Here is a 23346-nt window from a genome sequence, read left to right as displayed (position 1 = left end):
ATAAGTATATCATTATTTTTTCCATCCACCATCGACGTAAATAGTCTGCCCTGTTAGATAAGAGGCCTTATCGTTCAACAATGTCATAACAACATAGCTAATCTCATCTGGAAAACCAAAACGTCCGACCGGAATTTCTTCATTAATTTGAGCAATTTCGTTTGCTCCAAAATTACTGTTCATATTTGTCGAAACGGCTCCCGGGGCGACCGCATTGACCGTTACGCCCATTGAAGCCACTTCCCTAGAGTAGGCATTAACAAAACTGCTAATTCCTCCCTTAATTGCGCTATACGGAACCTCCATTGAGCTTCCCACTGCACCATAAACTGATCCGATAAAAATAATCCGTCCATTTTCATCCCGAATAATTTTATTGATTAGTTTTTGAATAATCATCATTGGGGTCTTTAGCTGTTCCATCCATAGATCCTCGAGTTGTGCAGAGCTAAACTGATCAAAGAGCTGATATATGGTTGTTCCTTGCGCAAAAATAATCGCATTAACGGCAAAAATACTCTTATCAATTATGTCAGCCGCATCTTCTGTCCTAAAGTTAGCTTGAATCGGAATGAAATCTTGTTTTGGAAACCGTGTCCGCAATTCCTCTATCAAATTAAATATCACATTTTCATTTTGATAGTAATGCAAATATAAGGACCATCCTTCTTGAGCCAAGTTTTGACTTATTGCGGCGCCGATGTTTCCGCTTGCACCACAAATTAATGCAAATTTCATTTTTTCGCCTACTTACTGTTAATTTTAAAAGTACTAACGGTGGTATCCTTTATGAAATTCCGATACGCATCCAAAACATCATCCAAAGTAATATCTTGATAAATTAACGCTTCATCGAAGATTGTCGTATTACCGTAACTTTCCCCTTCAAAGGAGTTCGCTATGGCTTCTAAAGAATTCATTCTCGTAATACTTCGACCATACATTTCTTTTTTAGCTAGTTCAAAATCTTCGTCCAGATGAGGTAATTGCACCAAATCTTTGGCTAAAATTTCTTTCAACGATGCGGCCAATTCTTCTGGTACTTCTGTGTCACCGCCCATCGTCAGGAATAAGTTTTCACGTTCGCTATTTAAATCATATCCAAATGTATCATCCAATAATCCTTGATCGTATAGTTTTAAATACATTTTAGAAGATGAACTAAGAATCAAATATAGCGCAAGGTCAAGTGTAATAATATATTTTAATCGATCCGGGCCGGGCGCCGGTAAATTCTTAGCATTATTAATACCAATCATTAATTTAGGACGTTCGACATCTAAGGAAACTTCTTTTTCCTCAATAACCGGAGGCACTACGCGGGTTTCTTCTGGAATAGTAAAACTAAAGTCAGTATCAAACGTCTTTGCATTTTGATTTTCCTCAATCCATTTTAAAACCTGATTTTGATCCAAATTTCCAGTGACGAAAATATTCATATTGCTTGGACGGTAAAACACCTTATGAACCTTATAGAGCAGTTCTGGTGTAATCTTTGCAATTGAGTCCACAGTTCCCGCAATATCGGTACTAATTGGTTGGCTTGGGTATAAATTATTTAAAATTCCCATATATAATTGCCAATCAACATCGTCATTGTACATTTGAATTTCCTGGCCAATAATTCCTTGTTCTTTGTCAACCGATTTTTTGGAAAAATAAGGATTCTGAACAAAATCCAGTAATATATTAAGATTATCTTTTAAATTTTCGGTTGCTGAAAATAAATAGCTGGTCTTACTATAACTAGTAAAAGCATTCGAGTCAGCCCCATTATTTGTAAATAATTCAAAAGCGTCATAATCTGCTTTTTCAAATAACTTATGTTCTAAAAAATGAGCCGTCCCAGCTGGCACTTCAATTTTTTCATCATTCAAAAGAAATTCTTGATCCATTGAACCAAAGTTAGTCGTTAAGATAGCGTATGTCTTATGGAACCCCTTTTTAGGTAAAATGTTCACTTTTAAACCATTCGCTAAAGTCGTTGAGAACAGTTCTTCATCAAATCTCTGATACTCTTTTTTATCCATTCAATCTAATCTCCGTTCAAGAAAAATTCCGCTCTAACTTTGACTCGCCGAGCCATTTCTTCAATATTTTGCTTCGTTACTTCGTCTAACTTCTCGAGCCATTGCTCAGCACTAACATGTCGATGCAATAAATAATCGTTTAATCCTCTTCGATGAGCTGTACGTTGCTGGTCCATCCCAGCGAGATAATCTGACCTTAGTCCCTTTTTTATATTATTTAATTCCAATTCTGCAAAATCTCCGTTTTGAATATCCTCCAGCTGCCGATTGATAATTTCGACCGTTTGATCATGATTCATACCATTAATACCCGTCTGAACGTTTAAAATCCCATCATATAGATCGAGACTCGAACTAGCATAATACGCCAAGCTGGCTTTTTCTCTGACATTAACGAACAATTTGGACTGTGGAGACCCTCCAAATAATGAGTTAAAGACAATTGCCGTAAAGGAATCATCCGAAGTTATAAATGCGGGAATATTATAGGATAAATTCAATCTTGCTTGCTTCACATCTTGATGTTCAACTCTTTTTAGTTCATGATCTAACACGGCAAAATTAGTTATTAATGTACCCAAATTAATATTTCGTTTTGTAAATTCAAATCGGCTTAAATCTTGTAAAACTGCATCTGAATCAACATCACCAGATACGCTAATATGGATTAAATCGTTTTCAATCATATCCAAGTATGCTCGATATACGTCCTCATTCTGGAGACCTTCAAGATCTTCGATCAGACCATATCCCGGAACCCCTTGGATAACTTTTGTACCAAACGTGAGCGAACGCAACTGTTGCGCTGACCAATACTGTTTATCTTCAATCGAAGATTTAACGTAATTAATCATATTCTGTTTTTGCCGCATGAAGGTTTCATCATCGAAACCATTATTTTCCCTGAGCGGATGCATAATAACCTCGTTCAAAAAGTCAATTGCCGTTCGAATTAGGCTTTGCCCCTGAACATATTTATCGTTTGCTACAATTATCGAAAAACCGACGTCATGCGTGTTACCTTTTTTCCCAGCACCCACTCCAAAACTTGCACCAAACATTTCTGATAATGCGTGTGTGAATTTCACCTGATTATTATATTTTTGAGTACTTGTTTCTAAAATATTAGCGACTAATGATCGCGCTGCCAAATCTTTGATTGCCGCATGTTTTAAGAAATGCAGATCAATCCGTACCGTTTTAAATCTTCTATCTGGTAAAACTAACGCCTGGATTCCAGGCTTAATCTGAACATCCAAATGAATGCCTCCTTGTTTTTTACATGCGATTAATATTAGCGAAAAAAATTACATTTTTCAATGTGATTTAAAGAATCGGTGAAATAAGACGGCTCCCAAGCTGCCGCAATTTTTTCCAAGTTGATTGTCTTTTGAAATACTGTTCGTCAAGTTCAATTGATTCCCTCAAATCTCGCTTAATGGTTGTAATAATTTTTTGGGCAATTTTATCATCATAGATAAAAGCATTTGCTTCAAAATTCAATTTAAAGGAGCGAATATCCCAATTTGCCGAACCCACACTAACGATTTTACCATCCACAACAATTGTTTTTGCATGCATAAATCCATTTTGATAAGCATAAACGTGTGCTCCCGCGGATAAGAGTTGTTTAGCGTAGTATTCGGTAGCTCGATAAACAAAGGGATGGTCTGGCATCTTAGGAATGACCATGCAGACCTCGATTCCCGAACGGATCGCAATCAACAATGTTTCCATTAAAGCATCATCGGGAATAAAATATGGTGTTTCTATCCAGATGGTTTTCTTCGCTCCCATAATCATCTTGATGTAACCCTGTTTAATTTTCTGAATATCACTTTCTGGTCCGCTACTAACAATTTGAATTGGTATTTTATTTTGAATCGGCTTCTGTGGAAAATAGTCCAAACTAAATTGAACTTTTTTATTCTTAACCGAGGCGTTCCAATCCATAAAAAAGCGGCTTTGCAATTGCAATACGACCGAACCCTCCAATCGTAAATGTGTATCACGCCAATTCCCAAACTTTTTATTTCGTCCTAAATATTGATCTCCAATATTGAACCCTCCGATGTAGCCAATTGATCCATCAATAACAACAATTTTTCGATGATTTCTAAAGTTGATTCTAAAGCTGTAATAACCAAATTTAGAACGCATAAACGGAGTAACTTCCCCTCCGGCATCAATCAGCTGTTTAAAAAATTTCTGTTTTGATCCTTTCGATCCAAAAAGATCATATAAAACTCGAACGCTGACCCCCTCTTGAGCTTTTTTAATTAAAATTGTGCGTAACTGTTTTCCTAAATCATCATCATAGATAGTAAAATATTCAATATTTATATGATTTTTAGCATGTTTTAAATCATTAAATAAGCGTTTAAACTTCTCATGGCCCGTCGTAAAAATTTGTAAATCATTATTTGTTGTGAGCACTGAATCATCCGTGCTTAAAAACATCTTCACTAGGTCATTTTCAACAGTATTCTTTAAATCAGGTCGATTTTGCGAACTCATTTTTTGATGAGCGGCCATGTCACTAATCCCTAGTTTCTTTTGTGCTTTTAAATTAAAAATTTGTCTTTTATTAAGTTTCCACCCAAAAAACAAATAAATAATAAAACCGATTCCTGGAAGCAGCAACATCACTAATAACCATGCCCACGCTGCCGAAATATCTCTCTTTTCCATTAGCGCAATTATAAGTGCAATTCCAACATTAATTATGTAAAATATAATTTCAATCAATAACAATGTGTCCACTTCCCTTCTTCCATATAGTTAAGTGTACCAAAAAGGCCGAAAATTAGATATTTTCGGCCTTTTTTCTTTTATTTTCCAAACCATTTTTCATTAATTTTCTTCAACTCTCCATTTTCCCTAAGGCGATTGATCGCAGAATCAATTTTTTCTTTAACTTGAACATTTCCCTTTTTAATTCCAACCGCAAACTCTTCATTAGGCATTCCACTTGTAATAACGCGATAATTTTTTGAATTTGCCATGTGTTTAATATAATAGTTAGCGTAGACGCTATCAATCAATAACCCCTGAATTCGATTAGCGTTTAGGTCGATAAATGCATTATTAAAACTATCATATAACACGGGTGCATTATTTTTAATTCGATCCTTCAAAATCGTTGGATGATCATCAATATCTTGTGCTCCAGATGACCCGCTTTGTGCGCCTAGGCTCTTGCCATTCATCCCCTTGATATCAGTAATACCACTATCCTTTTTTACGACTAGTACCTGTTGATTTACCAAATATGGTTCACTAAATGTTAACGCCTTTTTTCTTTCATCCGTAATCGTTAATCCGTTCCAAATTAAATCGATGGTTTGATTGCGGAGTTCGGTGACGTTCATCGACCAATCAATTGTCTGAAAATCGGCTTTAATTCCATACTGCTTAAAAACGGCCTTCGCTAGGTCGATATCATATCCCGAAAGTTCTCCATTTTTTTGTCGAAATCCCATTGGAACAAAACTATCATCTAATCCAATAACTACTTTTTTATTTTTTTTAATCGTTTCCCAGCTGCTAGGTTGGACACTCGATTCTTTTTTTGAACTCCCACATCCACTTAAAACTGGAATCGCAAACAAGATTGCCATTAAAACTAAAACATATTTAAGTATCCTTTTCATCTACTTCACCGGCTTCACAGTTAGAGTTTGATCCGCAATTTTATTTGCAAATTCAATATCATGGGTAATTACAACCTGGGTGATACCATTTTCTTTTAGATCTAAAATTAGTTTACTTACTTCATTTCTTAGCTCAGGATCCAACGCTGATGTCGGCTCATCATAGCATAAGATGCTCGGATTCATTGCTAGCGCCCTAGCAATTGCAACTCGTTGCTTCTGTCCTCCGGAAAGTTGGTAGGGATATTGATTAATAATTTCTTCCAATCCCAGTCGATCAATAATTTCTCCAACCGCTTTTTTAGCTTGTGTTTCGCTTTGATTTAAAACATTAATTGGTGCAAGAGTGATGTTGTCAATGACGCTCAAGTTTGGAAATAACTGAAAATCCTGAAATACAACACCGATGACACTTTCATTATCACGACTTTCAAAGGGATCAAATTGTTGTCCGTCTAATAAAAATTGACCCGAGTCGATTTTCTCTAAACCGCTTATACATCTTAACAAGGTTGTCTTCCCCGCTCCCGAAGGACCAACGATGGTCAAAATTTTGCCATCTTCAATTTTTAAATTCAATTTGTTAATAATCATTTTACCGTTAAAACTTTTACTTACATTTTTAAGTTCTAGCATTCGCTCATCCCCTTATTTAAAGTACGAATAGTGTTTTTCAACCCTACGTAAGAAAAACGTACAAATCCCAGTAAGAACCAAATACATAATCCCTACGAGAATAAATGGAACTAAAGTAACATCGCGAGCCGCTGCAACATTTCCCGCTCTTAAAAGATCACCAATTCCAATTACGTAAACTAACGATGAGTCCTTAACCAAATTGATTACTTCATTTCCTATCGAAGGTAAAACAATCTTTGCAACTTGTGGTAACACGACTTTTTTGGTTGTTTGCCAATAGGTCATCTGTAAAACTCGTCCGGCTTCATACTGACCTTTATCAATCGACTGCAATCCACCACGGAAAATTTCAGCAAAATAAGCTGCGTAATTTAAAATAAATGCAAATAATGCTGCTTCGTACCTTGGAAATACAATTCCAATTGTTGGTAGTCCATAAAAAACAAAAATTAATTGTAATAATAATGGCGTGCCTCGCATCAACCAAACATACGCGTCAATAATCACTTGTAATGGCTTAAACTTTGAGACAAGCCCTAGAGCCAAAAAGACTCCTAAAATAAGTGACCCAACAATTGTCCAACCAAACACTTGGAGCGTCATCATCGCCCCACTCAATAATGATGGCAAAATTTCTGATATATACTGAATATTAAACATTCCTACATCCCCCTTTTAAATAAAAAAAGCCCTCTTAAGCTACTTAGCTTAAGAGGACGAGTTCATCGCGGTTCCACCCCATATTCGTTGCTTATTCACATAAACAACCTCAATAAGTTAACTTAATTGTTTCAAAATGGGCCTTTAATGTACAAAAAAATCCCCTTAGGCCATAAAGCCTAAGAGGACGAGTTCATCGCGGTTCCACCTCATGTTCGTTATTTATTCACATAAACAACCTCAACAAGTTAAGTTAACTTCAAATGATAACGGAATCACCGGACAACTCTAGTTAAATTTCAAGTTATCAACTTACAGATGTGTTTCGCTTACGACATTGGCCATGCTTCCACTATCCACGACTCGCTGAATCCAGTTTTAGTAAACTACTCTTCTGATCATTGTTAAATTATAATTATATTACCAATTAAAATTTAAAAGTCAAGCACTAATTACGTAAATCTTCGAGAGTTTGTGCCACGGGTTCTTCTAAACAGCGTCTTAATCGGGTAATATAAAATTACGAAAATTGATAGATTTAAAATAATCGTTGGTAAAAATGCGTATCCGATAAAAAATCCCGCTGAAACATTTGCTAAATGAATTGCCTGAAACACAATAAAAAATAAAATATTATAGATTGCCATTGCAAACATATCCATTCCTAGAATTACCAAAAACGATGTTTTAACAAACGGTCGAATTCCCCGAACTAACATCACCACAATTGGAATAATGAAAGTATCCACTCCAAATACACCGGTGTAATACCAATCAAATACGATCCCAATTATAAACGACCATAATGTAAAGTTGATTTGCGATTCTCCTTCAAAGAAAATTGCCATCACGAACCACATCAACGTTAAATTACAAATCATCGAATATGGGTACTGAAAAAGTGTCGAAGAAAAGATTTGATTCAACGACCCATCTAAAAAAAAGGCCGTAAATAAAATGATTGGAAAAAGGTATTTTAATTTTGCAGATTGTAGCATATTTTCACCTTAATTTAACTTTGCAATATACACATTATTGACGTTACTTAATTTAGCAGCCGGTTTAATGCGAATTTCACTGGCCAGTCCATAATCGTCTTTAGAAACCTTGATCACTTTTCCGACAAACAATCCCTTCGGTGTCACACCACCAAGACCTGAGGTAGTAACCGAGCTGCCAACTTTAACCGTCTTCTCGTCTGTGATCTGACCCATAATAATCTGATTAGTTTTCTTATCATATCCAGTGACAATTCCGTTGACATATTCGCCGTCCGTAGCCTGGACCTGAATGGCAAAACGATTAGCCGACTCGTTGTTATCACTAATCAGCTCAACTTTACTGGTTGTGTAATTAGCTTCGATTACTCTCCCAACTAAGCCTGTTCCCGATAATACCGGTTGATTCTTCTTAATTCCACTTGAAGTTCCCTTATTAATCGTAATCAAGTCTTGCCATGAACTTGGTGATCGCGTTAAAACCGTTGCAGCAGTTAAAGAATAATCAGACATGGTCTTTTTCAAACCCACTAATTCCTTCAACTCTTTATTTTCGGCCTCAAGACTCTTATTCTCAGCGTGAGTTGCGTTCAAATCATCAATATCTTTTCGCAACCGTTCGTTTTCTTCATAAGTTGAAACAAAATTATTAATGTTGGTCGAAACGGTTTGAATTCCATACGCCGGCATTGCAATCACCCGGCTTACTGCCCCAAAAACATCGTTACCAATCTTTTGAATAGCGGGGGTTTTATCTTTTTTTCGTAACGTAAGTGATCCCGCAATCAACCCCACTGCTATAATTGCGCAAATCACCATAATAACTAACTTTCGATTAGAAAAGAACTTATGCATGAGTATTGAACCCCTTAACTTATCTCATTAAAATGACTTCATAAATTATAACATACAAACCTTATAAACTAGCCGTTAATCAAAATGTTTATTAATCATTAAGAACTCCTTTTTCAGCAGCACTCCAGTAGCTTTGATCCCCAATAATTAGATGATCAATTAAACGAATTCCCATTAATTCGCCTACCTTTTGCATTTTTTTAGTAAATGCAACATCGTTCATCGATGGTTCAATGCTACCGCTTGGATGATTATGAACTAGTATAAAACTATTTGAACTAACTCTTAAGGCTTCAACCATAATCTCGCGTGGATGAACTTCGGCAGAGTTCAGTCCGCCCTTAAAAATTATTATCTCGCGTTTAATCTGGTTTTTTGTGTCTAAACATAATAGTAGTAAATGTTCTTGCGTATTTTTTTGAAATCTAGCAATCATCATTTTACCAATTTGTGCACTGCCGATGACTTTTCCGATTAATTGAATTGGTTGCGTCTGCATTCTTTTACCCAGCTCGATGGCTGCCTCCAAACTCAATGCCGCGTTCTTATTTTCATTAAAAATTGTTTCTTTTTCCAATTGATTTAAAATCCCATAGCCGGCGATATCACCAATTGCATCCCAAAAACTTTCATTTAGTTTTAAAAGTTCTTGACTAAGACCTTGGCAGATTAAAAAGGCCTTCACCAACTCCTCATTAGTTAAGTTTTCAACACCGATTTGCTGTAATTTATCCTTTGCACCATCATATAAATTCATTTGCATCCCCCTTACAAGGATACATACGGTAAAAGTTCTTATCCTATTTTTTGAAGTTAGGTCTAACTTCTGAAATAAAATATAATGACCCCGTTACAACAATTACATCATCTTCCTTGGCTTCTTGGCGAATCTTTTGCAACGCAGCTTGCCAATTCTCTTCATACTGCACACTTTTTTTTAGCTCCGAAGTTAATTCTACCTTCTTGACTGCTTGTCTTTTTCCAGGTCCAAAAAAGTTAGTTAAAAATACGTTAACGTTCGCCGGTTGAACCAACTTCTCTAACATTTGGTTAAACAATTTATCTTCTAAAATAGCGGCCAATACGTACACCTTCTGATTTGGCCAGTACCTTGTTACCGACTGAATCAAGGCCTCGATGCCTGGTAAGTTATGTGCACCATCCAAAATGATTTCAGGTTTTTGACCAACAATTTCCATGCGCCCAGCCCAACTTGTTAAACGGATTGATTTTTTTAATTGTTCGAAATTAATCGTCCAATTTAAAATTTGACTAAGCATGATCATTGTCTCAATCGATACCGCTAAATTATCAATTTGATACACCCCTAATAAACCACTAGATAAATTGGAGATAATCGTTTGTTCGTTCTTAAAACTATTTTCTTCATCAATTTTAAAATCCTGACCAATTATTTTAAGAGCGGCAGATTCTCTTTCACTCCGTGATTTTAACACTTTTAAAACATCATCCGATTTTGCTCCGGTAATTACGGGAACTCTTTTTTTAATAATTCCCGCTTTTTGTGTGGCAATTTTCGACAAAGTATCCCCTAAAATTTCCATATGGTCAAATCCAACGTTGGTAATCACCGAAATAATCGGTGTGAAAACATTGGTCGAATCAAATTTTCCACCGATTCCAACTTCGATCAAAACTATATCAACTGGATGCTTTTTAAAATAAATGAACATCATGGCCGTTACAATTTCAAATTCAAGCGGTCCACTATGCTGAGCTTGATCCATCTTTTCTACAATGGGTTTAATTATTTCGACCAGATCCACAATTTCTTGATCGTTGATCGGTTGTCCGTTAACAGAGATTCGTTCGTTAAACCGTGTTAAAAAAGGCGAAGTAAATGTTCCTACCGTGTGTCCCGTATCTTGAATCATCCTCTCCAAAAAGGCAATTGTGGAACCCTTCCCATTGGTTCCGGCTACGTGGACAGCCTTAATTGTTTCCTGAGGATTACCAAGTTCAGCTAAAAACTTAGTCATTCTTTTTAACGTTGGTTCTTTGCGCATTCGCGGACGCCCATGAATAAATCTAAGTGCTTCTTCGTAATTCATTTTCTTCCCTCAAAAGTTTTATTTTTACCAAATAAGGGATCGCATCAATAATCAGCGATCCCCATTTTAAAATAACTTTTTAATTATTTTTGTGATTGAATGTCGATAAGACGTCGTTTAGTTGCTTCTAACTTACCTTCATAATCTTTTTGTTTAGTGCGCTCAGCTTCAACAACTTCTGCCGGTGCATTATTAACAAAACGCTCATTTTGCAGCTTTTTAACCACGCGAGCCACTTCTTGTTCATACTTTTGTTCTTCTTTTTTAAGACGAGCAATTTCATCATCTAAGTTTACCAGCTCAGCAAGTGGAATATAAACTTCACCATCCGTAATTACAGCCGACATTGATAACTTCGGTGCTTCTACATCAGAACCTAATTCAAATTCTGCTGGATGACAGAATCGATCAATATAATCACGATTTTCATTAAATAATTGAATCAAATTTTCATTATCCGTTTTAATTAACAGATCTACTGAACTTGACATCGGTGCTCCTGCCTCAGAACGAATGTTACGGACTGCCTTAATTAATTCAATTAAACGAGCCATTCCCTTTTCAGCGTCTGGATCATTAAGATCGGCGTTCACAACTGGGTAAGCTGCTGTAACCAATGATTTTCCATCATGTGGCATTGAAAGCCAAATTTTTTCTGTGACAAATGGCATAATTGGGTGGAGTAATCGTAAAGTTTGATCTAAAACATATGCTAAAACGTTTTGAGTGTTAATTTTAGCCGCTTCATTATCGCCATTTAAAATTTCCTTACTCATCTCGATGTACCAGTCACAAAAATCGTCCCAAATAAATGTATAAAGTGCTCTTCCGGCTTCACCAAAATCATACACTTCGAAGAAATGTGTAACCTGTTTGATTGTCGTATTCAGCCGACTTAAAATCCATTTATCGGCTAAGTTCAAACCGTTCATTTCGGGAACATGTGGTTTTTCAACCTGATCAAGATTCATAATAACATAACGACTAGCGTTCCAAATCTTATTAATGAAGTTCCAAGCCGAATCCATTTTGTCATAACTAAAACGAAGATCTTGACCAGCAGTAGAACCGTTTGATAAGAACCAACGTAACGCGTCAGCACCATATTTATCGATTACATCCATTGGATCAATCCCATTTCCCAATGATTTACTCATCTTGCGGCCCTGTTCATCACGAATTAATCCGTGTAGAAGAACATCTTTAAATGGTCGTTTTCCGGTAAACTCTAAGCTTTGGAAAATCATTCTTGCAACCCAGAAAAAGATGATATCGTATCCTGTAACTAGGGTGCTAGTTGGGAAATAACGTTTAAAATCGGCGGCATTTTCATCTGGCCATCCCATTGTTGAAAATGGCCATAAAGCACTTGAGAACCACGTATCTAGTACGTCTGGATCTTGTTCCCAATTTTCAATATCACTTGGTGCGTCCTCACCAACGTATGTTTCTCCAGTCGTTTTGTTATACCAAGCTGGAATTTGATGTCCCCACCATAACTGACGTGAAATAACCCAATCATGGGCATTTTCCATCCATTGATTAAATGTATGCTCGAATCGTTCTGGAACAAAATTGACCTTATCGTCTGTCTTTTGATTATCCAAAGCCATTTTGGCCAACTCATCCATCTTGACAAACCATTGCGTTGAAAGGCGTGATTCAACCTGCACACCGGTCCGTTCTGAATGACCAACACTATGCACAATTGGATCAATTTTGATCATGTAATTTTGATCTTCAAGATCTTTAACCATTGCTTTTCGCGCCTCAAAGCGGTCCATTCCAACGTACTTTCCGGCGTTTTCGTTCATTGTTGCGTCTTCATTCATGGTATTAATCCGCTTCAAATCATGGCGATTTCCAACTTGAAAATCATTAGGGTCATGTGCCGGAGTAATTTTAACCATCCCGGTTCCAAACTCTGGATCAACATATTGATCAGCAATAATCGGTAAGTGACGTCCTTGCAGTGGTAAAACTACTTCCTTACCCACAAGATCCTTATATCGTTCATCACTTGGATGAACTGCAATCGCCACATCACCAAACATTGTTTCCGGACGAGTCGTCGCAATTTCAATATAGTTTTTTCCGTCAAACTTAAATTCTGGATCAACGAAGAAATACTTAACGTGATAAAATGCCCCTTGATCATCTTTATGTTCAACTTCAATATCGGACAATGCCGTTCGTGCTTGCGGATCCCAGTTGATAATATATTCACCGCGATAAATTAATCCTTTATTATAAAGTGAAACAAAGACTTTCTTTACCGCTTTTGATAATCCATCATCTAGTGTGAATCGTTCTCGATCATAATCCAATGAAAGCCCCATTTTAGCCCATTGTTGATGAATTGTATCGGCATATTCGTCTTTCCATTCCCACACTTGGTCAATAAACTTTTCGCGTCCAAGATCGTAACGTGAAACTCCTTGCTCTCTCAACTTTGCTTCCACCTTAGCTTGCGTAGCAATCCCCGCATGATCCATTCCGGGAACCCAAAGAGTATCATATCCCTGCATTCTTTTTTGACGAATCAGCATGTCTTGCAGGGTTGTATCCCATGCATGACCCAAATGTAATTTTCCAGTAACATTGGGTGGTGGAATTACAATTGAATAAGGTTTTGCTTTCTTATCTCCATTTGGCTTAAATAATCCATTTTCAACCCATTCTCGATAGCGCCCTTTCTCGACGCTTTGAGGTTCGTACTTTGTTGACATATCAACATCTTTTGTCATTTAGCAATTCACTTTCCTTTCCAAATAAAAAAGCATCTCATCCCAAAATAATAGGACGAAATGCTTCGCGGTACCACCTAAATTGGGCATAAAAGCCCCTCTTTAATAATTTGATAACGAACGATTAAGTTCGATTTTTTAATCCATAAGATTAAAAAATTGGCTCATAAGTAACCCAAAATCCACTTTTTTTGAGACTCTCACCAAAAACATCTCTTCTCTGAAAAAAAGAACCGGATTTTTCCCCTTAATCATCACCATTGAATAAATGATAAATAATAATTTACCATTCGTCAATTATTATTTTTACATTTTATCGATAAAGGACAATGCTGCTTCGTAATTTGGTTCATCATGCAATTCTGGAACAATCTCACGGTAAACTATTTTACCATCAGCATCAACGATGAAGATACTACGCGCAAGGTATCCCGCATTAGGAATGTACAAATTCATTTCATAACCAAACGATAGCTCATGATCTGAAAGAACTTCCAGGTTATTAACTCCTTCAGCAGCACACCAGTTAGCTTGATCTTGTGGCATATTATTTGAAATAGTTACAAACCGGACACCCGGATATTTATCGGCTTGTTGATTAAACTTTTTGGTCTGGATGCTACAAACCGGTGTATTTAAATCCGGAACGACACTAATTAGCAAAGGCTTCCCTAACAAATCTCGCGTTTTAATTTTCTCACCATCATCGGTAAAAACTTTAAATTTAGGCAATTCCTCGCCTACCTCTGGAGGATTTCCGACAAGTTGGATCTTTTCACCACCACGTAATACTTCCATAGCTACACGCTCCCTTATTTAAATTACGTTAACCTTATCCTAAAGTTAATCTTATTTCAATCAATACACTAAATATTATAGTAATTCTGCAAAAACTTCTTCATCTTGATTCATAAACTGTTCTTCAGCGTGAATGTTAGTGATTTCCACTCCAGCTAATGCCCGATTTAACAAACCTTCAACATCAATCCGTTGTTCGTAGTACCTTGTTTTTTCCAAATCAGGTCTGGTTTTTGGCGATGGTGGAGCAAAAATTGTACAACAATCCTCAAATGGCATAATCGATAGGTCATACGTATCAATATCTTTAGCAATGTCAATAATCTCATTTTTGTCCATCGAAACAACCGGACGAATGATTGGCATATTGGTAACATCATTAATAGCCAGCATGCTTTCCATCGTTTGCGAGGCAACCTGTCCGAGTGATTCACCATTAAAAATTGCGAGTCCGCCTCTTTTTTTAGCGAGCTCAACCACTAAACGTAGCATCATCCGTCGTTGAATCGTCATTAAATATCCTTCTGGACAGTTTTCCTTGATTGTTTCCTGAATTTCTGCGAACGGAACCTGAATAAATTGGACACTTCCAGCATATGCTGCTAGCTTTCCACTTAACTCTTTTGCTTTAGCCAATGCTTGCTCACTAGTGTATGGTGGACTGAAAAAGTGGACCATTTCCATTTCCACCCCACGTTTCATACCCAGATATCCAGCAACTGGCGAATCGATTCCTCCGGAAAGCATCATCATTCCCTTTCCGGCTGTTCCAACTGGTAAGCCACCGGCACCATTAATCACCGCACTTGTTAAAAAGATACCATTAGATCTAATTTCAACTCGTAAGGTAATGTCCGGGTTTTTCATTTTGACATCGTTCTCCGGAAAATGATCTAAGATAAATCCTCCAAGTTCTCGATTCATTGTATCCGTGTTAATTGAGAAATCCTTATCTGACCGTCGCGTATTAATTTTAAACGTCATTCCCGGTTTCAGCTGTTCTTGCATCATTTCAAGAGCGGCTTTTTGAACCGCCTCCATTGTTTTTTCAACCTTCAACATGGGCGAAAAGTTTTGAATTCCAAAGACTTTCTTTAAGCGGTTAATAACCTTACTGCTGTCGGTTCCATTTAAAACAACGTGCGTTCGATCCCGGTTAGGATGAACTTCCACATTTTCAAAGCTGCGCAAGCTTTTACGAATATTACCACCTAGACGGGCAATAAAATCTTTCCGATTTTTTCCTTTTGTTGATAGTTCACCATAGCGAACCATAATTTCAGTATATTCCATACTAACTCCTAGCTATTTTTATTTATTTTTGAAAATTCTTGATACAACTGATCAAAAACTTTATTAAATTCATCCGCTTCCTGCAGTGTATTAGCACTATCCAAACTTACGCGAACCGCACTTGTCGAAATTGTCGTATCAATATGCATTGCAGTTAGTGTACTGGATGCTTGTTGTTTTTTAGAAGAACATGCACTGGTCGTCGATATATAGATGCCATGTGACTCAAATGCGTGGACAATTGTCTCTCCTCGAACGCCTTTAATTGCAAAACAAAGGATATGTGGTGCAAAACCAGACTCTAATTTTGAGAACGGAACGACTTTTTCAAAGGCAGTAACATGATTGTAAATCCGCTCTTTAACAGCCGCTTGTTGAGCAACCTTTTGATCTTCTTCATCCAGCAAAAGTCTCAGTGCCTTTGCCATTCCAGCAATAGCAGGTAGGTTTTCTGTTCCACTCCGCAAGTTTTTTTCTTGCCCACCACCAGTTAGTAATGGAGCAATTCGACGCCCTTCGCGTGAATAAATGAATCCAATTCCACGAGGAGCATGAAATTTATGTCCCGAAAATGTCACAAAATCGACCCGATCATTCATGATCGCTGTTTGAATTCCCTTACCAATCCCTTGAACAGCATCAATGTGAAAATGGATTTTAGGATACTCTTTTAGTACCTCCGCGGCCTCTAATAATGGTTGGATTGTACCAATTTCATTATTAATCGCCATAATTGAAACTAAAATTGTATCTGGACGGATCGCATCTTTCAAATCTTGAACATTAATCCTTCCCTCTGAATCAACGGGTAAGTAAGTAATGTCAAACCCCAATTGTGCTAATTGTTCCATGGAATTCTTAACCGCCGGATGCTCCACTGACGTTGTAATTAAGTGTTTTCCATAGGCCCGTTTTTCCATTGCGGTTCCCTTAATTACCCAATTATCACCTTCTGTCCCACCACTGGTAAAAAAAATCTCATGGGGTTTAACACTTAACAAATCAGCAATTTGCTTACGAGATTGCTCTAGCAAGTTAAACGAGGTCTCCCCCATTGCATGCAAGCTTGATGGATTTCCCCATATCTTCTCACTAACCTTTTGGTAAGTGTCTAAAACTGTGTCATCAACTTTTGTTGTAGCGCTGTTATCAAAATAAATCATTTAAAATCATTCTCCATTTATATTTCCAGTAAGACTAATCGATTATACCAGATTATTTTACTTACAAATTTAAAGCGTGTCAAAAAAATTTAACCATCTGTTCAATTCGTAAAAAAAGCCACCGCTTCCTCTTCGATAGCGATAGCTCAGATTCAATTTAATACTCGGTTCGTTTTTGTTGGTAATAATTTTCTGTAATATTATCCATGGCACCCGGCTCAATTTGTTCAAGTGCTTTTGAAATAACGGATAGACTTTCACTATAACGATGGTCCGTGTCAAAAAGTTTTTGAGCACGCTGACTAGCTTCATCTACTTCTTCGTCTGAATGCCGGTAGCGGTTGGCATATTGAATAGCTAACTCGCTTATTGCCGCATCATCCGTTAGGTCAGTTGTTTTTTTCGTTAGTGTTTGGATATCTGTGCTAACCATGTCAAGCTCTCGATTAATCATTTCCATATTAATTCGGACTTGGTTCATATCACTTGCAACTTTTTCAATCTCGTCGCTAACAACGAAGAAATAATCCATGTATCCTTCAGGTATTCCAGGAAGATTCAGCCCTTCGACATGCCGTTTAATGTTATGAATTTCTCCGTCGTACTGTTGCATCCTCTTTCGGGCGTCTTTTTCGCTATCAACCAATCCTTGTAGTTCATCGTTTAGATTAGACTGCTTCTCTTCAATTTCATTTAACTGTGCATTTTCGTCCTTTAATCGGTCGACAATTGCAGAATAAACAACTGGTTGATTAGTAATTTGCTCTGTATCTCGATCATGTTCGCTCCGAATTTCGTTTAACTGTGCATCCAGATTTTGTCCAACCGCAATCTGATCGTTGCTCAAAACATAGCTTTGATCAAGTCGTTCTATTTCGTTTAAGAGAACTTTGTTTTGTTTCTCAGCATGATCTAAAAAACGTGTAATGACATTAAAATTGTGCTCAACTGACTTTCGCGCGTCAATTTCCGTTTGAAGTATATCGTACAAATCATCAATCCGAATTGCAATTGATTTATTATTATCCCGAACCGCATCCAATCTTAAATTACTGAGCGTTTCCAAATTATCTGAAATTTTACCCTTAATTTGTTTAAGTTCATCTTTCACGAAATCATCTTCAAAGGCATAATTATGATTGATCAACTGGTCGTATCCATCTTTAATTTCATCAATTTGGTCTGGGAAGACATTAATCAAGTTTTCATACAACGCAGGAATTGCCTTAATTTGGCTTTCCAACTCTTCCGTGCTGGTCCTTAACTTTTGAAGTTGAGTTTCGGCTGTTTCATGATCACCAGAGTTAACTGTCTCACTGAAGGTTTCAAAATCATCATCTAATCGAGATAGCTTTTCTTCTAATAGATCAATACTTGGTCCAAGAGTAAGATTCTTAGCAAGAAGTGTCTTGCGAAGTTCTTGATATTTCATTCTCAAAATCTTAACTGCATCCCGTTGTTCCTGATCAATCCGTTTAATGTTATCTAATTGATCACTAAGTCGACGCATTTCTTCATCGATGGCGTCAAGTGATTCGCTGACCGTTGCCACCTCTTTACGAGCTTCAAAAATCTTCATATCATTGATATCTTGCTTAGCATGATTTGCGATATCTTCGACTTCAGGTAAACGATGATCAATGATTTCCTGATAATCATTTCGAATATTATCTAACCCGACCGCAGACGATCCGGTTAGGTTCATGGAAGAAACCTCCATTAATTTTTTTCGAACCGGTGATTCGCCAATATCAGCCTTACGATTCAATAAGTCTTCAACTTGTTTCAGTAAATAACGTTGATATGACACAATTCCTAAATACACAAGAATTGCCACCACGATGATTGCAATTAATACTATGATCATACTAAAACCCCATCCTTTTTACTTCACTCAATTCGTATTTAAAAAACTTGCTTTTTAACAGTCTTCAATTTAGAATTTAATCTAATTTAAATTATAGCATACAGGCTACGCTGTTAAACTAGCGATTTTTATTAAAATAAGTGTAATAGGAAGTGGTTTCTCATGTCTGAACCAATAAATCAAATTATTGTCGAGCAAATTGACGCACTTTTATTTAACGAAACTAATACCATCACCAACTTATCTAATGCATCAGCACTTCTAAAAAGTGAAGTAACTGATATCAATTGGGCCGGGTTTTACCTTTACAATGAGCACCAAGACGAACTAGCCCTTGGCCCATTCCAAGGAAACGTTGCTTGTATGCACATCAAAAATGGTACAGGAGTTTGTGGTACGTCTTTTAAGGAAGATCAAATTTTGCGCGTTAAAAATGTGCATGAATTTCCGGGGCATATTGCTTGCGATAGTGCCTCAAATTCAGAAATCGTCCTTCCATTGACGGTTAATGGACAAAAAATAGGCGTTCTAGATATTGATTCTCCAACCATTAATCGTTTTGATGCTGAAGATGAAGCAGTTTTGGCCAATTTTAGAGATGCATTGGTTAAACACATTGACAGTAGCATTTTAAGTGCGTTAAACTAGAGTTTGTGTAAAATAATGCAGCGGTGGGCGGTAAGCTCGTCAACAGATTGTTGCCTAATAGTTAGGTCAACTAGTAACCTTAGCGGCTGCACAGGTGAACCTTGCAAAGCAATCTGCACGAATACTAAACCCACATTTGTTTATTTTACTCCAACAAAAACAATTTATTGGAGGATATTTTAATGTCTAGATATACTGGCCCAAGCTGGAAAGTTTCACGTCGTCTTGGTATTTCATTAACAGGTACAGGTAAGGAACTTGCACGTCGTCCCTACGCTCCTGGTGATCACGGTCAAAATAACCGTCGTAAAATTTCAGAATATGGTATGCAACTTCGCGAAAAGCAAAAGTTACGTATGATGTACGGTTTAACAGAACGTCAATTCTCTAACCTATTCGTTCGTGCCGGAAAGATCCGCGAAGGTCTTCCTGGTACTAACTTCATGGTTTTACTTGAACGTCGTTTGGATAACATGGTTTACCGTCTAGGTTTGGCTACTACTCGTCGCCAAGCTCGTCAACTTGTTAACCATGGTCACATCACTGTTGATGGCAAGCGTGTCGATATTCCTTCTTACGAAGTTGAAATTGGCCAAGTCATTGGCGTTCGTGAAAAATCAAAAGATCTTAAGATTATCAACGAAGCTGTTGAAGCCGTTGTTGGTCGTCCACAATTTGTTCAGTTTGACGCTGACAAGTTGGAAGGTTCCCTCGTTCGTCTTCCAGAACGTGATGAACTTGAAGCAGACGTTGATGATTCACTTATCGTTGAATACTACAACAAGCTTTAATAAAAACAAGCGGCCTCGCGCCGCTTTTTTTATTTACCAAATTTAGGAGAGATAATGCAACCATTAGCATATCGAATGCGACCTCGCACAATTAATGAAATTGTAGGCCAACAACATTTAGTTGGACCTGGCAAAATAATCAATCGGATGGTCAAAGCCAAACTACTATCTTCAATGATTTTATACGGTCCTCCTGGAACGGGAAAAACCAGCATTGCTAGTGCAATTGCTGGTTCAACAAAATATGCATTTCGAATTTTAAACGCCGCAACCGATTCTAAGAAGGACCTCCAGATTGTCGCAGAGGAAGCTAAATTAAGTGGTACTGTTATTTTACTTTTAGATGAAATTCATCGGCTGGATAAAACTAAACAAGATTTTCTTTTACCTCATTTGGAGAATGGAAATATTATTTTAATTGGTGCGACAACTGAGAATCCGTATATTAACATTAATCCCGCTATTCGAAGTCGAACTCAAATTTTTGAAGTCACTCCCCTAGCGCCAGGTGACATCAAACAGGCCATTTTGACTGCAATTGATGATAAACAACGTGGACTGGGAGAATTACCGATTAAAATTGATGAAGTTGCACTGAACTTTGTTTCCGAATCTACTAATGGCGATCTACGGAGCGCGTTAAACGCAGTCGAATTGGCCGCAAAATCAACCTCTCCCGACTCAGAGGGTACCATTCATTTAACTTTGGAAATTATTGAAGAGTGTTTGCAAAAAAGAGCATTGACTCAAGATAAAGACGGCGACGGTCATTATGATGTTATTTCAGCTTTCCAAAAATCAATCCGCGGCAGTGACACAGACGCTGCGTTACATTATATGGCACGTTTATTGGAAAGTGGAGATTTACAAAGTGTCATTCGTCGCCTTCTCATAATTGCTTACGAAGACGTTGGACTTGCAAATCCACCGGTATGTCAACGAACCGTTTCAGCCGTAACTGCAGCCGAACACGTCGGCCTACCAGAAGCGCGAATTCCTCTTGCAAACGCTGTTATTGAACTTTGTGTTTCACCAAAATCAAATTCCGCAATGGTGGCGATTGATAACGCACTCACCGATATCCAAAGTGGACATATTGGCGAGGTCCCCGATCATTTACGCGATGCCCATTATAAAGGTGCCAAAGCATTAGGTCACGGTATTGACTATAAGTATCCCCACGATTATGATAACGACTGGGTTCCTCAGCAATATTTACCTGACTTACTAAAAAAAGCGCAGTATTTTGATGCTAAAGGAAATAGTAATTTTGAACAAAAAATTCGAGATCAATATAAAACATTAAAAAAAGCGCAAAATTCAGGACATTAATATTGCCAATTCCTGAATTTATATAGTATTATTAATACGAAGTTCTTAGGTACTCGAAAGTATTGGTTTCATATTCTTCCAACAAACATCTAAAAGGGAACACGGATCGCAAGCGAATTGTAGGCCTTCTATTAGGAAACATGCTGCTTTGGGTATGTGTACCCACCTAAGTATACTTGGGTTAGATACTGGCCGATATGATCGATACTCAAAGTTCTTTGCCCCACATTTTGTGGGGTTTTTTTAATTTTCAGTGAAAGTAGGAATCTTATGATTATTCAGCTTCTTATGTCAATTTTTGCAATCATCGTTGTCTACATTGGTTATTATTTATTTAAACACCGCGTTGTTGACTTTATGATGTTTAAACCTTCCACCACTCCCCTCTTAAGTAAGTCACTTAATTTTATTGGTAAACTTCTAATGGGGATTGGAATTATTATTCTACTCCTTGGTTTAACTGGCAACACCTTTGCGATTCTAGTTGGTCTCATTCTTGGAATCTTTTCTACAACTGGTACCTTATTATTCTTATTAAAATTTTTATAGCAAATTCCTTTTTATTTTCCCATTTTTAACGTACAATTGAGGTAAATAGATAGGGGTGGTTATGTTATGACACAACAATATAAACATATTCTTGTTCCAGTTGATGGTTCCAAAGAAGCCGAATTAGCATTTAAAAAAGCGGTGGCCGTGGCGAAACGAAACGATGGTGCTGAATTACATTTATTACACGTTGTAGACACCCGGGCTTTTCAAAATATTTCAAGCTTCGATACTGCTATGGTTGAACAAGTCACTGAAACAGCCAAGAAGACTCTTGATCGATACATCGAAGAAGCTAAGAACGATGGTTTAGAAAACGTCGCATACTCGATCGAATACGGTTCACCAAAGGTTGTAATTTCTCAAGATGTTCCAAAAGAGCTTCATACTGATCTAATCATGATCGGAGCCACCGGTTTGAATGCCGTAGAACGCCTATTAATTGGTTCAGTAACCGAGTACGTCACAAGAACGGCCATTTGTGATGTGTTAGTCGTTCGGACTGACTTAGAAAATAAATAGTGATCAAGTAGCATTATTTTTAAATTAAGAATGAATAAAAAGTAGAAATCGTAGTGAACAATGTTCTCTGCCATTTCTACTTTTTAATTGGTTTAATTTAATTACCATTCAAGGTGCCTTGTCTAAGAGACAAGCGAATTATTTACTCCACCCATCGCTTTCGATAATACTCACAGTTGATCCAATGAGCATTGATAATCCCACTTGCCTGTAGAAAAAAGCTAATATTTACCGGACCGATAAAATCAAATCCACGTTTTTTTAGCTCTGTACAAATTCTTCCGGATACGGGATGCTCCAAGTTCATTTTAGAATTCCACCTCTGATAAATATTAACTGGAACAAAATCCACTTGCGCCCATAAAAAATCCGAAAAAGATTCGCCATTAGCCGACATATCAGCAATCAACTTTGCATTTTTGATAATTGCCTTAATTTTTCGCTCATTCTTAATAATTCCACCATCGTGAAGCAAACGTTGGAGATCTTTTTCATTGTATCTAGAAACTTTTACTACAGAAAAATTATCAAATGCGTCTAATATGTTTGACAATTTAGACAACACAACCTCAAAGTTTAATCCCGACTGTAAAACTTGGATCGATAAGTTCTGAAACAATTCTTGATTGCTAAAGACCGGTTTCCCCCAGTAATTATCATGATATTCTTGCAATATTAAACTTTTATCAGCCCATTGGCATCTTTGTTTCATAAAAAAGCCCCCTTCAG

22 protein-coding genes and 2 other annotated features are annotated in these 23346 nt (G+C 37.2%); of the genes, 5 read left to right on the top strand and 17 right to left on the bottom strand.

All coding sequences use genetic code 11. The annotated features are described in order from the left end of the window. Positions 1 to 12: 12 nt before the first annotated feature. The 16 genes from ymfI to ezrA all read right to left on the bottom strand — a co-directional run bounded on the left by ymfI (position 13) and on the right by ezrA (position 18775). A complete protein-coding gene (gene ymfI, locus IV81_RS03920; RefSeq protein WP_057802495.1) occupies positions 13 to 738 on the bottom strand; it encodes an elongation factor P 5-aminopentanone reductase in 726 nt (241 codons plus the stop codon). Between the two features lie 8 nt (positions 739 to 746). Further along, on the bottom strand, positions 747 to 2030 hold the full coding sequence (gene yfmH, locus IV81_RS03915; RefSeq protein WP_057802493.1) for an EF-P 5-aminopentanol modification-associated protein YfmH: 1284 nt from the start codon (positions 2028 to 2030) through the stop codon (positions 747 to 749). Positions 2031 to 2035: 5 nt separating this feature from the next. Further along, on the bottom strand, positions 2036 to 3289 hold the full coding sequence (yfmF, locus tag IV81_RS03910; protein WP_057802491.1) for an EF-P 5-aminopentanol modification-associated protein YfmF: 1254 nt from the start codon (positions 3287 to 3289) through the stop codon (positions 2036 to 2038). A 67-nt stretch (positions 3290 to 3356) separates the two neighbouring features. Next, positions 3357 to 4784, bottom strand: a complete 1428-nt coding sequence (gene cls / locus IV81_RS03905; RefSeq protein WP_057802489.1) for a cardiolipin synthase — start codon at positions 4782 to 4784, stop codon at positions 3357 to 3359. A gap of 77 nt (positions 4785 to 4861) precedes the next feature. Then, positions 4862 to 5683 (bottom strand): amino acid ABC transporter substrate-binding protein, encoded by an 822-nt coding sequence (locus tag IV81_RS03900; protein WP_057802487.1) that lies wholly within the window; start codon positions 5681 to 5683, stop codon positions 4862 to 4864. After that, the gene (locus tag IV81_RS03895; protein ID WP_057802485.1) at positions 5684 to 6319 is read right to left on the bottom strand and encodes an amino acid ABC transporter ATP-binding protein; all 636 of its coding nucleotides are present in this window, start codon (positions 6317 to 6319) and stop codon (positions 5684 to 5686) included. Between the two features lie 12 nt (positions 6320 to 6331). Then, positions 6332 to 6982, bottom strand: coding sequence for an amino acid ABC transporter permease (locus tag IV81_RS03890; RefSeq protein WP_057802483.1), 651 nt, complete (start codon positions 6980 to 6982; stop codon positions 6332 to 6334). A 180-nt stretch (positions 6983 to 7162) separates the two neighbouring features. Further along, positions 7163 to 7393 (bottom strand) — a binding site (T-box leader). A 41-nt stretch (positions 7394 to 7434) separates the two neighbouring features. Next, positions 7435 to 7980: a rod shape-determining protein MreD gene (gene mreD, locus IV81_RS03885; RefSeq protein WP_057802481.1), complete on the bottom strand. Its 546-nt coding sequence runs from the start codon at positions 7978 to 7980 to the stop codon at positions 7435 to 7437. Between the two features lie 9 nt (positions 7981 to 7989). Further along, the gene (gene mreC, locus IV81_RS03880) at positions 7990 to 8835 is read right to left on the bottom strand and encodes a rod shape-determining protein MreC (protein WP_057802479.1); all 846 of its coding nucleotides are present in this window, start codon (positions 8833 to 8835) and stop codon (positions 7990 to 7992) included. Between the two features lie 91 nt (positions 8836 to 8926). Continuing rightward, entirely contained in the window at positions 8927 to 9592 is a 666-nt protein-coding gene (locus IV81_RS03875; RefSeq protein ID WP_057802478.1) for a JAB domain-containing protein, read from the bottom strand. 43 nt (positions 9593 to 9635) lie between these two features. Then, on the bottom strand, positions 9636 to 10907 hold the full coding sequence (locus IV81_RS03870) for a bifunctional folylpolyglutamate synthase/dihydrofolate synthase (protein ID WP_057802476.1): 1272 nt from the start codon (positions 10905 to 10907) through the stop codon (positions 9636 to 9638). An 83-nt stretch (positions 10908 to 10990) separates the two neighbouring features. Continuing rightward, positions 10991 to 13654, bottom strand: a complete 2664-nt coding sequence (locus tag IV81_RS03865; protein ID WP_057802474.1) for a valine--tRNA ligase — start codon at positions 13652 to 13654, stop codon at positions 10991 to 10993. Between the two features lie 48 nt (positions 13655 to 13702). Further along, positions 13703 to 13918 (bottom strand) — a binding site (T-box leader). A 42-nt stretch (positions 13919 to 13960) separates the two neighbouring features. Then, the gene (gene tpx / locus IV81_RS03860; RefSeq protein ID WP_057802472.1) at positions 13961 to 14452 is read right to left on the bottom strand and encodes a thiol peroxidase; all 492 of its coding nucleotides are present in this window, start codon (positions 14450 to 14452) and stop codon (positions 13961 to 13963) included. Positions 14453 to 14527: 75 nt separating this feature from the next. Then, positions 14528 to 15745 carry a tRNA uracil 4-sulfurtransferase ThiI gene (thiI, locus tag IV81_RS03855; RefSeq protein ID WP_057802470.1) on the bottom strand — a complete coding sequence of 406 codons (1218 nt, stop codon included), beginning with the start codon at positions 15743 to 15745 and terminating at the stop codon, positions 14528 to 14530. 8 nt (positions 15746 to 15753) lie between these two features. Beyond that, on the bottom strand, positions 15754 to 16908 hold the full coding sequence (locus tag IV81_RS03850; protein WP_057802468.1) for a cysteine desulfurase family protein: 1155 nt from the start codon (positions 16906 to 16908) through the stop codon (positions 15754 to 15756). 157 nt (positions 16909 to 17065) lie between these two features. Next, complete coding sequence (gene ezrA / locus IV81_RS03845) at positions 17066 to 18775, bottom strand: septation ring formation regulator EzrA (protein ID WP_057802465.1); 1710 nt, start codon at positions 18773 to 18775, stop codon at positions 17066 to 17068. A gap of 162 nt (positions 18776 to 18937) precedes the next feature. Between ezrA and IV81_RS03840 the strand changes: the two genes are divergently transcribed. The 5 genes from IV81_RS03840 (at position 18938) to IV81_RS03820 (ending at position 22617) form a co-directional block, all read left to right on the top strand. After that, complete coding sequence (locus tag IV81_RS03840) at positions 18938 to 19423, top strand: GAF domain-containing protein (protein WP_057802464.1); 486 nt, start codon at positions 18938 to 18940, stop codon at positions 19421 to 19423. A 182-nt stretch (positions 19424 to 19605) separates the two neighbouring features. After that, positions 19606 to 20214, top strand: coding sequence for a 30S ribosomal protein S4 (gene rpsD / locus IV81_RS03835; RefSeq protein WP_057802462.1), 609 nt, complete (start codon positions 19606 to 19608; stop codon positions 20212 to 20214). A gap of 54 nt (positions 20215 to 20268) precedes the next feature. Further along, a complete protein-coding gene (locus IV81_RS03830; protein ID WP_057802460.1) occupies positions 20269 to 21546 on the top strand; it encodes a replication-associated recombination protein A in 1278 nt (425 codons plus the stop codon). A 270-nt stretch (positions 21547 to 21816) separates the two neighbouring features. Further along, positions 21817 to 22095 (top strand): hypothetical protein, encoded by a 279-nt coding sequence (locus tag IV81_RS03825; protein ID WP_057802458.1) that lies wholly within the window; start codon positions 21817 to 21819, stop codon positions 22093 to 22095. A 66-nt stretch (positions 22096 to 22161) separates the two neighbouring features. Then, on the top strand, positions 22162 to 22617 hold the full coding sequence (locus IV81_RS03820) for a universal stress protein (protein ID WP_057802456.1): 456 nt from the start codon (positions 22162 to 22164) through the stop codon (positions 22615 to 22617). Between the two features lie 142 nt (positions 22618 to 22759). On the opposite strand, the gene IV81_RS03815 is transcribed toward IV81_RS03820, so the two are convergent. Next, positions 22760 to 23329, bottom strand: coding sequence for a DNA-3-methyladenine glycosylase I (locus IV81_RS03815; protein WP_057802454.1), 570 nt, complete (start codon positions 23327 to 23329; stop codon positions 22760 to 22762). Between the last annotated feature and the right edge of the window lie 17 nt (positions 23330 to 23346).

The organism is Pediococcus stilesii (assembly GCF_001437075.1).
Taxonomy (GTDB): Bacteria; Bacillota; Bacilli; order Lactobacillales; family Lactobacillaceae; genus Pediococcus; species Pediococcus stilesii.
Note: the sequence above shows the minus strand (reverse complement) of the source record. Positions and strands in the feature narration are given on the sequence as shown.

Coding starts and splice junctions, on each gene's coding strand:
- thiI (WP_057802470.1), bottom strand. CDS start 15,745: ATGGAATATACTGAAATTATGGTTCGCTATGGTGAACTATCAACAAAA.
- IV81_RS03820 (WP_057802456.1), top strand. CDS start 22,162: ATGACACAACAATATAAACATATTCTTGTTCCAGTTGATGGTTCCAAA.
- IV81_RS03830 (WP_057802460.1), top strand. CDS start 20,269: ATGCAACCATTAGCATATCGAATGCGACCTCGCACAATTAATGAAATT.
- IV81_RS03840 (WP_057802464.1), top strand. CDS start 18,938: ATGTCTGAACCAATAAATCAAATTATTGTCGAGCAAATTGACGCACTT.
- rpsD (WP_057802462.1), top strand. CDS start 19,606: ATGTCTAGATATACTGGCCCAAGCTGGAAAGTTTCACGTCGTCTTGGT.
- mreD (WP_057802481.1), bottom strand. CDS start 7,980: ATGCTACAATCTGCAAAATTAAAATACCTTTTTCCAATCATTTTATTT.
- IV81_RS03875 (WP_057802478.1), bottom strand. CDS start 9,592: ATGAATTTATATGATGGTGCAAAGGATAAATTACAGCAAATCGGTGTT.
- mreC (WP_057802479.1), bottom strand. CDS start 8,835: ATGCATAAGTTCTTTTCTAATCGAAAGTTAGTTATTATGGTGATTTGC.
- ymfI (WP_057802495.1), bottom strand. CDS start 738: ATGAAATTTGCATTAATTTGTGGTGCAAGCGGAAACATCGGCGCCGCA.
- IV81_RS03825 (WP_057802458.1), top strand. CDS start 21,817: ATGATTATTCAGCTTCTTATGTCAATTTTTGCAATCATCGTTGTCTAC.
- IV81_RS03865 (WP_057802474.1), bottom strand. CDS start 13,654: ATGACAAAAGATGTTGATATGTCAACAAAGTACGAACCTCAAAGCGTC.
- IV81_RS03850 (WP_057802468.1), bottom strand. CDS start 16,908: ATGATTTATTTTGATAACAGCGCTACAACAAAAGTTGATGACACAGTT.
- ezrA (WP_057802465.1), bottom strand. CDS start 18,775: ATGATCATAGTATTAATTGCAATCATCGTGGTGGCAATTCTTGTGTAT.
- IV81_RS03815 (WP_057802454.1), bottom strand. CDS start 23,329: ATGAAACAAAGATGCCAATGGGCTGATAAAAGTTTAATATTGCAAGAA.
- tpx (WP_057802472.1), bottom strand. CDS start 14,452: ATGGAAGTATTACGTGGTGGTGAAAAGATCCAACTTGTCGGAAATCCT.
- yfmH (WP_057802493.1), bottom strand. CDS start 2,030: ATGGATAAAAAAGAGTATCAGAGATTTGATGAAGAACTGTTCTCAACG.
- IV81_RS03900 (WP_057802487.1), bottom strand. CDS start 5,683: ATGAAAAGGATACTTAAATATGTTTTAGTTTTAATGGCAATCTTGTTT.
- IV81_RS03870 (WP_057802476.1), bottom strand. CDS start 10,907: ATGAATTACGAAGAAGCACTTAGATTTATTCATGGGCGTCCGCGAATG.
- IV81_RS03890 (WP_057802483.1), bottom strand. CDS start 6,982: ATGTTTAATATTCAGTATATATCAGAAATTTTGCCATCATTATTGAGT.
- IV81_RS03895 (WP_057802485.1), bottom strand. CDS start 6,319: ATGCTAGAACTTAAAAATGTAAGTAAAAGTTTTAACGGTAAAATGATT.